This is a genomic window from Polynucleobacter asymbioticus QLW-P1DMWA-1, assembly GCF_000016345.1.
Classification (GTDB): Bacteria; Pseudomonadota; Gammaproteobacteria; order Burkholderiales; family Burkholderiaceae; genus Polynucleobacter; species Polynucleobacter asymbioticus.
Map to the genome: position 1 here is coordinate 1,791,602 of NC_009379.1, position 14,056 is coordinate 1,805,657.

14 protein-coding genes are annotated in these 14,056 nt (G+C 46.4%); 6 read left to right on the plus strand and 8 right to left on the minus strand.

Features of this window, described 5'->3' with window-relative positions:
• Nucleotides 1-60: 60 nt before the first annotated feature.
• The 3 genes from PNUC_RS08945 (at nt 61) to PNUC_RS08955 (ending at nt 3,899) form a co-directional block, all read left to right on the plus strand.
• Complete coding sequence (locus tag PNUC_RS08945) at nt 61-519, plus strand: tripartite tricarboxylate transporter TctB family protein (protein ID WP_011903556.1); 459 nt, start codon at nt 61-63, stop codon at nt 517-519.
• 20 nt (nt 520-539) lie between these two features.
• Complete coding sequence (locus PNUC_RS08950) at nt 540-2,042, plus strand: tripartite tricarboxylate transporter permease (RefSeq protein WP_011903557.1); 1,503 nt, start codon at nt 540-542, stop codon at nt 2,040-2,042.
• 84 nt (nt 2,043-2,126) lie between these two features.
• Complete coding sequence (locus PNUC_RS08955; RefSeq protein WP_011903558.1) at nt 2,127-3,899, plus strand: glutamine--tRNA ligase/YqeY domain fusion protein; 1,773 nt, start codon at nt 2,127-2,129, stop codon at nt 3,897-3,899.
• On the opposite strand, the gene PNUC_RS08960 is transcribed toward PNUC_RS08955, so the two are convergent.
• Entirely contained in the window at nt 3,880-4,776 is an 897-nt protein-coding gene (locus PNUC_RS08960) for an SDR family oxidoreductase (RefSeq protein WP_011903559.1), read from the minus strand. The genes PNUC_RS08955 and PNUC_RS08960 overlap by 20 nt on opposite strands.
• Before the next feature lie 27 nt (nt 4,777-4,803).
• On the opposite strand from PNUC_RS08960, the gene PNUC_RS08965 reads away from it, so the two are divergent.
• Together PNUC_RS08965 and PNUC_RS08970 are read left to right on the plus strand one after the other, a co-directional pair.
• The gene (locus tag PNUC_RS08965) at nt 4,804-5,844 is read left to right on the plus strand and encodes a CDP-6-deoxy-delta-3,4-glucoseen reductase (RefSeq protein WP_048812297.1); all 1,041 of its coding nucleotides are present in this window, start codon (nt 4,804-4,806) and stop codon (nt 5,842-5,844) included.
• A gap of 61 nt (nt 5,845-5,905) precedes the next feature.
• Complete coding sequence (locus PNUC_RS08970) at nt 5,906-7,099, plus strand: acetylornithine transaminase (protein ID WP_011903561.1); 1,194 nt, start codon at nt 5,906-5,908, stop codon at nt 7,097-7,099.
• Between the two features lie 22 nt (nt 7,100-7,121).
• Here the strand turns inward: PNUC_RS08970 and PNUC_RS08975 are convergent, their stop codons facing one another.
• The 7 genes from PNUC_RS08975 to PNUC_RS09005 all read right to left on the minus strand — a co-directional run bounded on the left by PNUC_RS08975 (nt 7,122) and on the right by PNUC_RS09005 (nt 13,294).
• Nucleotides 7,122-7,835 carry an ABC transporter ATP-binding protein gene (locus PNUC_RS08975; RefSeq protein WP_011903562.1) on the minus strand — a complete coding sequence of 238 codons (714 nt, stop codon included), beginning with the start codon at nt 7,833-7,835 and terminating at the stop codon, nt 7,122-7,124.
• Nucleotides 7,835-8,608, minus strand: a complete 774-nt coding sequence (locus PNUC_RS08980; RefSeq protein ID WP_011903563.1) for an ABC transporter ATP-binding protein — start codon at nt 8,606-8,608, stop codon at nt 7,835-7,837. Before PNUC_RS08980 ends, PNUC_RS08975 begins: the two co-directional genes overlap by 1 nt.
• Nucleotides 8,605-9,696 carry a branched-chain amino acid ABC transporter permease gene (locus PNUC_RS08985; protein WP_011903564.1) on the minus strand — a complete coding sequence of 364 codons (1,092 nt, stop codon included), beginning with the start codon at nt 9,694-9,696 and terminating at the stop codon, nt 8,605-8,607. The genes PNUC_RS08980 and PNUC_RS08985 overlap by 4 nt, the downstream gene beginning before the upstream one ends.
• The gene (locus tag PNUC_RS08990) at nt 9,689-10,624 is read right to left on the minus strand and encodes a branched-chain amino acid ABC transporter permease (RefSeq protein ID WP_011903565.1); all 936 of its coding nucleotides are present in this window, start codon (nt 10,622-10,624) and stop codon (nt 9,689-9,691) included. Before PNUC_RS08990 ends, PNUC_RS08985 begins: the two co-directional genes overlap by 8 nt.
• Nucleotides 10,625-10,691: 67 nt before the next feature.
• Nucleotides 10,692-11,849, minus strand: coding sequence for a branched-chain amino acid ABC transporter substrate-binding protein (locus tag PNUC_RS08995; RefSeq protein ID WP_397428500.1), 1,158 nt, complete (start codon nt 11,847-11,849; stop codon nt 10,692-10,694).
• A 53-nt stretch (nt 11,850-11,902) separates the two neighbouring features.
• A complete protein-coding gene (ispH, locus tag PNUC_RS09000; protein ID WP_011903567.1) occupies nt 11,903-12,838 on the minus strand; it encodes a 4-hydroxy-3-methylbut-2-enyl diphosphate reductase in 936 nt (311 codons plus the stop codon).
• Nucleotides 12,839-12,847: 9 nt separating this feature from the next.
• On the minus strand, nt 12,848-13,294 hold the full coding sequence (locus tag PNUC_RS09005; protein ID WP_011903568.1) for an FKBP-type peptidyl-prolyl cis-trans isomerase: 447 nt from the start codon (nt 13,292-13,294) through the stop codon (nt 12,848-12,850).
• 3 nt (nt 13,295-13,297) lie between these two features.
• Between PNUC_RS09005 and radC the strand changes: the two genes are divergently transcribed.
• Nucleotides 13,298-14,017 (plus strand): RadC family protein, encoded by a 720-nt coding sequence (radC, locus tag PNUC_RS09010; protein WP_011903569.1) that lies wholly within the window; start codon nt 13,298-13,300, stop codon nt 14,015-14,017.
• Nucleotides 14,018-14,056 lie beyond the last annotated feature (39 nt).

Genomic DNA, 14,056 nt, shown 5'->3' on the forward strand with positions numbered 1-14,056 from the left:
CTTACAATCCTTCAACATCAATAAATAAATCGACACTAAGTCGATCTTAAGGAGCGCAACTTGGAAATCCGCAATCAAAAAGATTTTGGGGCCGGCCTAATGTATATGGTCATCGGCCTCTTTTTCACCTACATGGCCACCCAATATCAAATGGGAACGGCCGCCAAAATGGGCCCTGGTTATTTTCCGTTCTGGCTTGGCCTGGTAATGACTGCTTTAGGCCTTCTTATTCTTATCAAATCTCTCAGCGCCAAAGCAGCGATTGAAAAGATTCCACCATTCAATTGGAGGGTAATCGGACTCATTACAGGCTCAGTAGTTTTATACGGAATACTGTTACCGACGATGGGCTTTATTGTGGCCGTCTTTGTGTTGGTATTTATGTCTGCAAGTGCAAGTCATGAATTTAGTTGGAAGGGTACATTGGTTAATGCAATCTTCCTCATTGCCTTTACTTATTCGGTATTCGTTTTGGGTCTCAAGCTTCAGTTCCCATTGCTACCTTTCTTTCTTCAATAACGAATCGGGATACTGAAAAAATGGACTTATTTGCTAATTTAGCTCTCGGTTTCGATACCGCCTTTACTTTACAAAATCTTCTCTACTGCCTCATTGGTTGCGTACTAGGAACCTTGATTGGCGTACTTCCTGGCTTAGGCCCAATCGCGACTATTGCGATGCTTTTACCAGCTACCTATGCTCTGCCTCCTATCGCGGCTTTGATTATGTTGGCCGGTATTTACTACGGCTCTCAATATGGGGGTTCAACTACTGCGATTTTGCTCAACATTCCCGGAGAAACCTCCTCGGTGGTGACGGCGATCGACGGTTATCAAATGGCCCGAAATGGTCGAGCGGGCGTGGCATTGTTTACTGCTGGTATGGGGTCCTTCTTTGCTGGTTGCGTGGCTACTCTAGTGTTAGCTGCCTTTGCTGCCCCACTCTCACAGCTCGCATTTAAATTTGGACCTGCTGAATATTTCTCACTCATGGTCTTAGGTTTGATTGGTGCGGTGGTCTTAGCATCTGGCTCTCTGATCAAAGCGATCGGCATGATCGTATTGGGATTATTGATGGGCTTGATCGGTACTGACGTGAACTCGGGTGTATCGCGTTATGCGTTTGATATCCCTGAATTAAGTGATGGTATTGGTTTCGTATCTGTTGCTATGGGTGTATTCGGTTTCGCAGAAATCATGGGCAACCTTGAGAAGACCGATGAGGATGAAGGCTTCCTCAATAAGATGACCACCATGATTCCTACCAAGGAAGACGTGAAGCGCATGATTCCTTCTATCTTGCGCGGTACTTTTATTGGCTCAATTTTAGGCATCCTGCCAGGCGGAGGAGCAGCCTTGGCATCTTTCGGCGCCTACTCTGTCGAGAAAAAATCCTCCAAATACAGTCATGAGTTTGGTAAGGGTGCGATTGAGGGTGTAGCTGGTCCAGAGTCAGCAAACAATGCTGCTGCCCAAACCTCATTCATTCCTTTACTTACCTTAGGTATTCCGCCAAATGCGGTGATGGCTTTGATGGTCGGTGCAATGACTATTCATAATATTCAGCCTGGTCCACAAGTTATGACCAGCAACCCTGCTTTGTTCTGGGGTCTGATCGCTTCTATGTGGATTGGTAACGTGATGTTGATCCTCTTGAACTTACCCCTTATTGGTATTTGGGTAAAACTCTTGAAGATTCCTTATCGCTTTATGTATCCAGCCATCTTGGTTTTCTGCTGTATTGGTGTCTATACCGTAAACAACACCGTATTTGATGTCTACGTTACAGCCGCCTTTGGCATCATTGGTTACCTGTTCTTTAAGCTCGGTTGTGAGCCACCTCCATTACTCTTGGGCTTCGTTTTAGGACCAATGATGGAAGAGAACTTCCGTCGCGCCCTCTTGCTGTCCCGCGGTGATTTCACTACTTTCGTTACCCGTCCGCTGTCTCTTGGCCTGCTTATTGCCTCTGCCCTTTTGGTGGTGATGGTAACCTTGCCGGCGGTGAAAAAGACTCGTGAAGAGGCTTTCGTCGAAGATTAAGGTTTAATGCTTCAATAGAAACGAGCCCGCAGCAATCTGCGGGCTTTTTCTTTATGGGCTGGGGGTTTTCTCTACAATGTGGCTATGTCCCAAGATAGCAAACCTACCAAATCAGCCGCTGGCGCAATCGCCGAGCCCTCCAACTTTTTACGCCAGATCATTGATCATGATTTAGCTAGTGGGGCTTTTGCACAGCGCACGAATTTGGCTGGTGAAGCTATTCCCTCTATCATTACCCGCTTTCCGCCCGAGCCTAATGGTTACCTTCATATTGGTCACGCAAAAAGTATTTGTTTGAACTTTGGCTTGGCGGCCGATTACAACAACCAATCGGGTGGTGCACGCTGCAATATGCGTTTGGACGATACCAATCCCGTCAAAGAAGATGTGGAATACGCTGACAGTATTTTGGATGCAGTGAAATGGCTCGGCTTTGATTGGGGTACTCATCTTTACCACGCCAGCGATTACTTTGATCGACTCTATGAGTTCGCAGAAATTCTGATTCAAAACAGCAAAGCCTATGTCGATAGCCAAAGCGCTGATGACATTCACACCAACCGCGGTAACTTTGGACAGGTTGGAAAAAATAGCCCTTACCGCGAGCGTACTCCCGACGAAAATCTTCAACTATTCCGCGAGATGCGGGATGGCAAGTTCAAAGATGGTGAACATGTGTTGCGCCTGAAGATTGACATGGCACACCCTAACATCGTGATGCGTGATCCTGTGGTCTACCGTATTCGACATACTGACCACCACCGCACGGGCAGTAAATGGTGTATCTATCCCTTATATGACTTCACCCACTGCATTTCGGATGCCTTAGAAAATGTTTCCCACTCTATTTGCACGCTAGAGTTTGAAAACAATCGGCCGCTCTATGACTGGATCGTCAATTCCTTAAAAGAATTAGGTGTCTTCAAGGACCCAGTCCCGCATCAATATGAATTTGCACGGCTTAACCTTACCTATACCATTACGAGTAAGCGTAAATTATTGCAACTCGTAGAAGAGCAGCATGTTGAAGGCTGGGATGATCCGCGCATGCCAACGATTGTCGGTATCCGTCGTCGTGGTTACACCCCAGAAAGCATCCGCTTATTTTGCGAACGCATTGGTGTTTCGAAAGCCGATAGTTGGATTGATATGAGCACGCTAGATCAAGCTCTGCGTGATGATCTAGAGGCAAGAGCACCAAGAGCTACTGCAGTGCTAAAACCCCTTAAGTTGGTAGTAGAAAATTTTGATGCCGCTCACAGTGAGGCATGCTCTGCACCACGCCATCCACATCACCCTGAGTGGGGCAATCGTGAATTTAACTTCACTAAAGAGCTCTGGATTGAGGCGGATGACTTTATGCAGGAACCTGTGAAGGGTTTCTTTAGACTCTACCCACCTATTGGTGATCAGCCGGGTAGTCGCGTGCGTTTACGCCATGGATTTGTAGTGGAGTGCACTGACTTTGAGACTGATGCCAAGGGCAATATCACTCAAGTAAACGTCAATTACTTCCCTGATAGCAAGAGTGGCACACCTGGATCCAATAACTACAAAGTAAAAGGCAATATTCACTGGATTAGCGCGGCTGAAGCAATCCCCGCTGAAGTGCGTTTGTACGACCACCTCTTTACTGACCCCCATCCAGATAGTGGCGATAAAAATTTCTTGGATACGATTAACCCCCACTCCAAAGAAACCATCAAGGCCTATTTAGAGCCTTGCATGAAAGACGTAAAACCAGAAGATCGCTTTCAGTTTGAGCGTCATGGTTATTTCGTTGCGGATCAGAATGATTCTGCGCCAGGCAAGCCTGTATTTAACAGGACTGTTGGTCTTAAGGATTCTTGGAAATAGTTTTCAGAAAATCCGCTACGCTGGGATAACGTAGCGGGGTTTTTAATTCTTGTAAGCGCTTATTAGTTACCCGTCTGGATTCACGCATAAACGACCAGAGCATGGGGCTTACCAATGGCTGTAACTCGCTTGCCGGCAATCTGGAGGGTCTTTGTAAACCGAATGCATCTGCCACTTCATCAAAGTAGTCACCCATCTTGGTTTCACCACCATCACATGTATTAATAATTCGTTGCGGCTTGCCACGATAGACCGCTGCACAAACGAGTCTTGCTAAATCATCGCTATGGATATGGTTTGAATAAGCGTCCTCGCCAGGAATCAGCGCTGGGGTGCCAGACTTCAATCGGTCAAGAGGTAAACGGTCGGCCGCATAGATACCAGGTACTCGCAAAATAGTGAGACTGACGCCATGGGCAGGAGCCCATAAGCGTAAAGTCCGCTCTGCATCCACCCTACGCTTGGCTCGCTCACTTTGAGGGTTTACAGGGCTTGCCTCGTCCACTTTGGCGCCCTGATGGTCACCGTAGACACCGGTAGTGCTGATATAGATCAGGCGCCTGACGGTATTGGGCCCTTGGGCTAAAATTCTCAACAGGTTGCGGGTTCGGTAATCGCGATTTCCATGATTTTGAGGGGGCGCTAAATGAATGACGGTTTGCGCCAAATTTGAAAGACGCCATAAAGTTTCTGGCTGATCTAAATTCCCCACAATTGGAATAGCGCCAACCCCCCTCAACTCCTGAAGGCGATTTGGCGAGGATGTCAATGCAAAGACCCGATGACTGCGAGATAGCTGTTTAGCCACTCGAAGACCAATGTCACCGCAGCCAATAATCAGGACAGAAGGTTTACCAAAAGATTGCATAAGTAACATCGTAACGATTTATTGAAAGGAATGAGAGTGTCTTATCAGGTCACGCTCAAAAAGAGCGGCAAACAATTTACCGTTACTCCAGATGAAAATGTTCTGGAAGCCGCTTTGCGCCAAGGGATTAAGCTGCCCTATGGCTGCAAAAATGGGGCCTGTGGATCCTGCAAAGGTAAGATCCTAGAAGGTCAAGTCAACCATGGCCAGCATAGCGAAAATGCTTTGAGTAAAACCGAAGAGACTGCAGGCGGCATTTTATTTTGCTGTGCCCATCCCCAGTCTGACCTACTCATTGAAGCCCGTGAAGTAGAAGGATCGGGAGATATCGCTATTCGCAAGGTGCCTTGTCGTGTAAACGAGATCAGCAAGCCTAGCAATGATGTAGCTATTTTGAAGTTACAGCTTCCTGCAGCTGAACGCTTTCAGTTCCTGGCTGGCCAGTATTTGGAGTTCCTACTCAAGGATGGCCAACGTCGCGCCTACTCGATTGCGAATGCCCCCGAACAAGAAGGTCCTCTTGAACTTCATATTCGCCATATGCCTGGCGGCCTCTTCACTGATTTTGTTTTTGGGGTCGCAACACCTGCACTGAAAGAAAAAGATATCTTGCGATTTGAAGGCCCGCTTGGTAGTTTTTTCCTCAGAGAAGATTCTAAAAAGCCCATTATTTTTCTAGCGGCTGGCACCGGCTTTGCGCCAATTAAATCCATCATTGAGCAAATGCGGGCTAAAAAGATTCAGCGGCCTATTTCCCTTTATTGGGGTGGACGGCGTCCTGCTGATCTGTATCTCGATTCTCTTTGCCAATCCTGGGAAAAAGAGATGCCGAACTTTAAATATGTGCCCGTCATTTCGGATGGAACGGCAGAAGATGCTTGGCAAGGTCGCTCCGGCTTTGTTCATCAAGCCGTCATGGCAGATCACCCCGATCTCACAGAGTTTCAGGTCTATGCCTGTGGCGCCCCCGTTATGGTCAATGCGGCACGAAATGACTTTTCATCAAAATGCCATCTTCCTGAGGAAGAATTCTTTGCCGACTCCTTTACTAGCGCAGCTGATTTAGCCGCAAACTAAATTCGATAAAGCGGGATAATAGACACCTCATTCGCCTTTTGACCTACCACCCTGAAACCGTATGAATAAGCCAATACAAGCCATCGACACCCACTCAGTGATGTTTATTACTCCGCGCCCTGACGTAATCATGGTTGAAGGTAAGGGCTCATGGTTAGTAGACAACAACGGTAAACGCTATTTAGACTTCCTACAAGGTTGGGCAGTCAACTGCTTGGGCCATGGCAACCCTGGAATGATTGAAGCCCTCAATGCGCAAGCAAAAAAGCTCATTAATCCCAGTCCTGCTTTTTATAACGAGCCTATGATTGGCTTGTCAAATTTACTGACTACCAATAGCTGCTTTAACAAAGTCTTTTTTGCCAACAGCGGTGCTGAGGCCAACGAAGGCGCAATTAAGTTAGCGCGCAAATGGGGTCAACTGAATAAATCAGGTGCCTTTGAAATTATCACTTTTGATCATAGTTTTCATGGTCGTACTTTAGCTACGATGAGCGCCTCTGGCAAACCCAATTGGGACACGATGTTTGCTCCCCAAGTAGCCGGCTTTCCAAAGGCAGACTTGAATGACTTGGAGTCCGTTAAAAAACTCGTGACCGATAAAACCGTAGCTGTGATGATTGAGCCAGTGCAAGGTGAAGGTGGCGTCATTCCCGCAACCCAAGAATTTATGCGTGAGCTACGCAAGCTCACCAAGGAAAACAACATTCTCCTCATCTGTGATGAAGTCCAAGCAGGATGCGGTCGTACCGGAACCCTCTTCGCTTACCAGCACTATGGCATTAAGCCAGACATCATGACCCTAGGCAAAGGTATTGGTGGCGGAGTACCGCTAGCTGCACTCTTAGCTACCGATGCAGTTGCTTGCTTTGTGCCTGGCGACCAAGGTGGTACCTACAACGGCAACCCGCTCATGACTGCTGTAGGTATTAGCGTGATTGAACAATTGCTTGCTCCTGGCTTTTTGGATAGCGTTAAAGCTAAAGGGGAATTACTGAAATTAGAGTTATTAGAACTGTCTGCTGAATTTGGTCTAGAGGGTGAACGTGGCGAAGGTTTGCTCCGCGCATTAATGCTAGGTAACGATATCGGCGGCAAACTTGTTGAACTTGCTCGTGAACGTAGTCCTGAGGGTTTATTAATTAACTCACCAAGACCAAACTTACTCCGTTTTATGCCAGCATTAAATGTGAGCGACGATGAAATCCTGCAAATGTGTGGCATGTTGCGTGAGCTACTGAAAGAAGTAGCTTAAACCGCCACCTGCATTTACTTATTTATTCCCCTAAATAGGCAGTACGTACTCGAGAATCTTGCAGTAATTCTTGGCCCGACCCACTGAAGGTAATGAGGCCGCTCTCCATGACATAAGCGCGGCTAGCCATCTGCAAAGCTAAGCGTGCATTTTGCTCAACTAGTAGAATAGTCATACCACTTGCCGAAAGCGTTTTAACAACATCAAAAATGGTTTCCACCATGATGGGAGATAAGCCCATAGAGGGCTCGTCCAATAAGAGCAGCTTGGGTTCAGCCATCATCGCCCTTCCCATAGCTACCATTTGCTGTTCACCACCTGAGAGCGTTCCTGCCAGCTGCGATAAACGCTCTTTGAGTCTTGGGAAATAAGAGAACACTTCCTCTAACTTTTGCTGAATAGCCTTAGGGTCTTTTTTTAAAAAAGCACCCATCTGTAAGTTTTCCAGAATCGTCATGCGTTTAAATACGCCGCGACCCTCTGGCACCAAACCCAAACCAAGTTGAACTAATTCATAGGCAGGCAAGCGATTGGTCTGATGATCCAAAAACTGAATCTCTCCACCTGCCGGAGTTAACAAACCCGCAATGGCTTTTAGGGTTGAGCTCTTACCTGCACCATTAGCGCCGATCAAAGCAACCAATTCACCTCGATTGACGTGCAGATCAATGCCTTTGACGGCATTAATGCCACCGTAGGCAACTTTTAAATCACGAACATTCAGTAGGACGCTCATTAAACAGCTCCCTGCCCTAAATACGCTCTAATGACTTCAGGATGGCCTCGCACATCAGCTGGCTTACCTGAGGCAATCACTTTGCCATAGTCCAATACGGTGAGGCTATCGCAAATACCCATTACCAAACTCACATCATGCTCAATCAGCAAGATTGTTTTGCCATCGGCACGAATACGCAATAACAATTCACGCAATTCCAATTTTTCAGTGGCATTCATTCCTGCTGCAGGCTCATCCAAGGCCAATAGTTTTGGCTCAGTAGCTAAAGCACGGGCGATTTCTAGGCGACGTTGATGACCATACGAGAGATTGCGTGCCTGCATGTTTGCGTATTCGCTTAATCCAACATAAGCGAGTAGTGCATGCGATTTATCGCGAATTGCCCGCTCTTCTCGCCTAGTAGATGGAAAGCGAAAGATAGCGCCAAGCAGTCCGGCTTTTGAGCGGCAGTGGCAACCCACCATGACATTCTCGAGCACAGTCATTTCCCCAAACAGTCGAATGTTCTGGAAGGTTCTGGCTAGACCAGCTTTAGTTACTTGGGAAACAGATTGGGGGAAGTACGATTTGCCATCAAATAAAAAGATTCCAGAATCTGCTGGATAGAGCCCGGTAATGACATTAAAGAAGGTGGTCTTACCAGCACCATTGGGGCCAATTAATCCTACGATGGATCCATGTGGCACTTGAAGCCCTACAGAATCTAGAGCTTGCACTCCGCCAAAACGTTTGGAGACATCGGTCACGTCTAACAGTAAGTGAGCACTCATGACTGCACTTCCTGCTTTTGCCAAATACCGCCAGGGCGATACAACATGATCAATATCAGCGCCAATCCATAAATTAATTGACGAATCACTTCAACATCGACAATCACATGACCAAAAAGGGCTTTTTGCAGTGGCTCGGCGATACCCCGCAATACTTCAGGGAAAACTGCTAATACCACTGCACCCAGAATCACTCCAGGGATATGACCAATTCCACCTAAAACCACCATAGCGAGAACCACAATAGATTCCCAAAGGGTAAATGACTCTGGCGAAACAAACCCCTGAAAGGCCGCAAAGAGAACGCCCGCAACACCAGCAAAGGAAGCACCAATCGCAAAAGCCAACAGCTTCATGTTGCGAGTATTGATACCCATCGCCTTTGCTGCGATTTCATCCTCGCGTATGGCTACCCATGCTCGCCCAATTCGAGAGTTTTGCAAATGCATGCAGATGAATGCAACCGTAGTTGCTAACACAAGAAACAAATAAAACACTAAATACAAACTAGGGATTTTGACAAAACCCAAATCCAAGGTCTTCGCAAAAGAGATCCCAAAAACTTGCAAAGGATCAATCTTGGTTATTCCCTTGGGGCCATTGGTTAGGTTTAACGGACGGTCTAAATTATTCATAAAGATGCGAATAATCTCTCCAAAGCCCAAGGTCACAATTGCTAAGTAATCACCCCGCAGCTGCAGGGTTGGTAATCCTAAAATAACCCCAAATAAGGCAGCCAAAACAATAGCGAAGATCGCCACCATCCATGGTGAAAAATGCATACCTTCTGGAAAGGCAGCGGCAACAGCTTCAAACTGTTGAGGCAAATGGGGGGAAGCCAATAAAGCAAAGCTGTACGCGCCCAGAGCATAAAAAGCGATGTACCCTAAATCAAGCAAACCAGCAAAGCCAACAACTACATTGAGCCCTAATGCCAGAACGACGTAGAGCAAAGCAAAATCAAGAACTCGCACCCAGTAATTTCCACCAGCCGCACCTACCACCCAAGGTAATAGTAATAAAGTCAATACACCAAGCCAAAGATAGGTAGTTTTGTTTAAGTGGTTGGAGGCGATCTTCTTAAGCACGATCAGATACCTTCTCACCCAGCAAACCAGTTGGGCGTAATACCAATACTAAAATTAATACCAAGAAAGCAAAGATGTCTTGGTAGTTTGAACCAAATACACCTCCAGTCAGTTCGCCGATATAGCCCGCACCTAAGGCCTCAATTAATCCCAAAAGCAATCCACCCAGCATGGCACCTTGAAGATTTCCAATGCCTCCTAAGACGGCAGCAGTAAATGCTTTTAACCCTGGAATAAAACCCATATAAAAATGGACATTGCCATAGTTACTCGCAATCATAACGCCGGCTAACCCCGCTAAGGCACCACCCAACATAAACGTAATTGAGATTACGCGATTAGGATTGACACCCATCAAAGCGGCAATTTGCGTTTGCTCAGCGGTGGCGCGCATGGCTCTACCGAGTTTGGTTTTTTCAACCAAGAACAGCAATCCGCACATCACGAGTAATGCCACAACAATAATGATGATTTCTTTGCCGGTAATGGTGGCACCAGTACTCCCGAGCTCAATCGGGGCTGAAGGTAATAACTGTGGATAAGTCATTGGGTTTCTAGACCAAATCATCATCGCAATCGTTTGCAGCAAAATCGACATACCAATTGCCGATATCAGTGGCGCTAAACGCGGCGCATTACGCAAAGGTCGATAAGCAATACGCTCAATCCAGTAGCTCAGGCCGGCACAGACCGCCATTGTTACAGGCAAAACAATCAGTAGAGTTAGCCATCCAGGTAAATCGCTTGTCCAGCTCAAAATCAAGCGCAATAATGAAAGCGAGACCATTGCGCCGATCATCAGTACCTCACCATGGGCGAAGTTAATGATGCCCAGAACACCATAGACCATGGTGTAGCCCAAAGCAATTAAGGCGTAAATACTCCCCAGCACTAAGCCATTAATAATTTGCTGAAGAAATATATCCATCTAAGAATTGAGTGAGTAATTTAAGCAATAAAAAAGAGCACCACTAATGTGGCGCTCTTTTGAATTTTTATTGCACATTAATTACATCTAGCACTGTTTTCTTTTTGTCTTTGAAGTCATACAAAGTAATAACGCCTTCTTTCATATCACCCTTGTTATCAAAAGCAATATTGCCTACCAAGCCATTCATTTTGGTATCAGGCATAACCAATAAAATCTTGGCAGGATCTGTAGAGTTTGCACGCTTCATAGAATCAACCAATACATATACTGCATCGTATGTAAATGGAGCGTAGATTTGCACTTCAGAATTAAAGCGTTCTTTGTAGCGTTTTTGGAAATCAGCACCCTGTGGCATCTTAGAAAGCGCCTTGCCTGCTTCAGAGCAAGTCACATTGACAACAGCATCGCCAGCGAGTTCAGCCAGCTTCTCGGTACACATACCATCTCCACCAACGACTTTTGCTTTAATGCCGAGCTCTGCTGCTTGCTTGGTTAACGGACCGCCAGTAGCATCCATGCCGCCGTACATGATGACGTCTGGCTTACTACCCTTGATTTTGGTCAAAATGGCTTTGAAATCAGTCGCCTTGTTATTGCTCGCTTCACGAGTAACCACCTTAACGCCTTCCGCTTTAGCTGTCTTCTCAAACTCGTCAGCCAAACCTTTGCCATATTGTGTTGAATCATCAATGATCGCAACAGTCTTTGCCTTCAAGGTATGCGCAACATAGTTTGCCAATGCTGGGCCTTGCTGTGCATCAGTAGCAACTAGACGGTAGGTCGTTTTAAAACCTTGCTTTGTATAGTCAGGGTTCGTAGCTGAAGGGGAGATTTGGGTAATGCCAGCATCGCTATAAATCTTAGATGCCGGAATACTAGTACCAGAGTTCAAATGCCCCACCACTCCAACTACTTTTGCGTCCACTAATTTTTGCGCAACCTGAGTGGCTGTTTTAGGATCTTCTGCATCATCTTCGGGCACCAAAGTCAAAACCACTTTTTTGCCGTCAATGGTTAATCCAGACTTATTGATTTCCTCAACAGCAAGACGAGCACCGTTCTCATTGTCTTTGCCTAAATGCGCGATCGGGCCAGTTAGTGGGGCCACATGACCAATCTTCACCTCTACCGCATCTGCTGGAATAGCTGCTGACTTATCGCCACCTTTTCCGCAACCAGCCAGGATCAATGCTGTTGCTGATAAAGCAATAGCACTCTTCATAAAGTTCACTTTGGATCTACTCATCTACAGCTCCTTGGTTATGAATCAATACTTCAGTCGACTAAATTTTTTGGCAGTGAGAAGGTGATGTCTTCCACTACTCCAGGCAAGGCACGTACGTGTCTTGGTCCAAACTCTTGAATCTTATTCACAATCGATTGCGCCAAACTTTCGGGAGCAGATGCCCCAGCAGTAAGGCCAATCCGTTTTTTACCTACAAACCATTCCGGTTTTAATTGCTCAGGCGCATCGACCATGTAGGATGGCACTCCTAATTTTTCCGATAATTCGCGCAAACGATTCGAGTTCGAACTCGCCGCACTACCAACCACAATAACGAGCTCTACTTGAGGTGCCATAAATTTCACAGCATCTTGACGATTTTGCGTTGCGTAACAAATATCTTGTTTGCGAGGCTGAACGATATTGGGGAATTTTTTAGTGAGTGCTTCAACAATTTCTTTTGTCTCATCAACTGAAAGCGTAGTCTGGGTAACAAAGGCTATCTTCTCACTAGCTGGGAATGTCAGCGTATCCACATCGCTGACTTTTTCAATCAAGAAAACACCTTCTTTTACCTGGCCCATAGTCCCCTCAACTTCGGGATGGCCTGCATGACCAATCATCAACACTGTAAAGCCCTCTTTACACATTTTGATGACTTCCAAATGTACCTTGGTTACCAAAGGGCAGGTGGCGTCATAGACCTGCAAGCCACGCTCCTCGGCATCTACACGAACCTCTTGCGAAACACCATGCGCGCTAAAGACCACAATTCCACCCTTGGGCACTTCGTCCAACTCATCCACAAATACAGCGCCCTTGTTACGCAACTCATTTACAACATAGGCGTTGTGCACAATTTCATGACGTACATAAATTGGCGGGCCAAAACGGGTCAGCGCTTCATTCACAATATTGATAGCACGATCAACGCCCGCACAAAAACCACGGGGTTGGGCCATCAAAATTTCTGCGTTATCAGACATTCTTATCCCTTAGAGGATGGCAACAATCTCGGCTTCGAACGTGACCGCTCTGCCAGCCAAGGGATGATTGAAATCAAACCAGGCGCCTTCATCATCAATCGACTGCAAGACTCCGGCATATTGCGCGCCACCAGGCGCATTAAATTCAATCACATCCCCTGGATTAAATTCTGCATCGTCATCGCGACCTTCTTTAAGAGCTTTCAAAGAAACCCATTGCACCAAATCTTCTTTGCGATCGCCAAAACTTTCTCCGGGTTCTAGTAACTCGCTTTTTTTCTCGCCAACACTAAGACCCAACAATACTTTTTCAAAACAAGGTGCAAATTGTCCAGATCCCATCAAAACCGTCGCAGGCCGATCGATAAAAGTATTGATGTAATCCTCCCCGCTAGGCAGGGTGAGCCGATAGTTGAGGGTCAAGAAGGAATTAGGCAAAACAGTAAGCTTAGTCATAAGGTGATTGTATCTAGGCCGACACCGAATCTGCACTCCTCGATACCAAATTGGCCCAAAAGCGAGCAGCCAAGGGAGAAGCTGCGAATCCATGGCGCCCGAGCCCTCACTGATGCTGAATTGCTCGCAATTTTTTTACGCGTTGGCGTTAAAGGAAAGAGTGCCGTAACCCTGGCAAAAGATCTGCTGCATTACTTTGGCAGCCTTCCTCGCCTTTTAGCCAGCACTCCAGAGGAATTTATTCGCATTCATGGCATGGGCCTTTCGAAATGGTCTCAAATACAGGCTGCCTATGAGCTTGTTAAAAGAAGCTTGGAAGAGGGTCTTGCTCAAAACAGTATTTTCTCCTCGCCCGGACATGTCAAAGAGTACCTTCAAAGCAAAATTGGCCGCCTTCCCCATGAAGTCTTTTTATGCCTATACCTTGACCCCAGACTGCATCTGATTGAGTGTCAGGAGCTCTTTAGGGGCTCAATCACCCAAACAGCCGTATACCCACGAGAAATTCTCAAAGAAGCCCTATCTAGAAATGCCAGCGCCCTGATCGTGGCTCATAACCACCCTAGCGGCAACCCATTACCTAGTCAGGCTGACCAAGATCTCACTCAAACACTACTCAAAGCCTTGCAATGGGTTGATATTTCACTTTTAGATCACTGCATTGTGAGTAGCAGTGGTTTTTTCTCTTTTTCTGAATCAGGCCTTATGAATCATGATGATTGACGATAGTAATTACTAACTTATTATCAGATTTATAGCTAT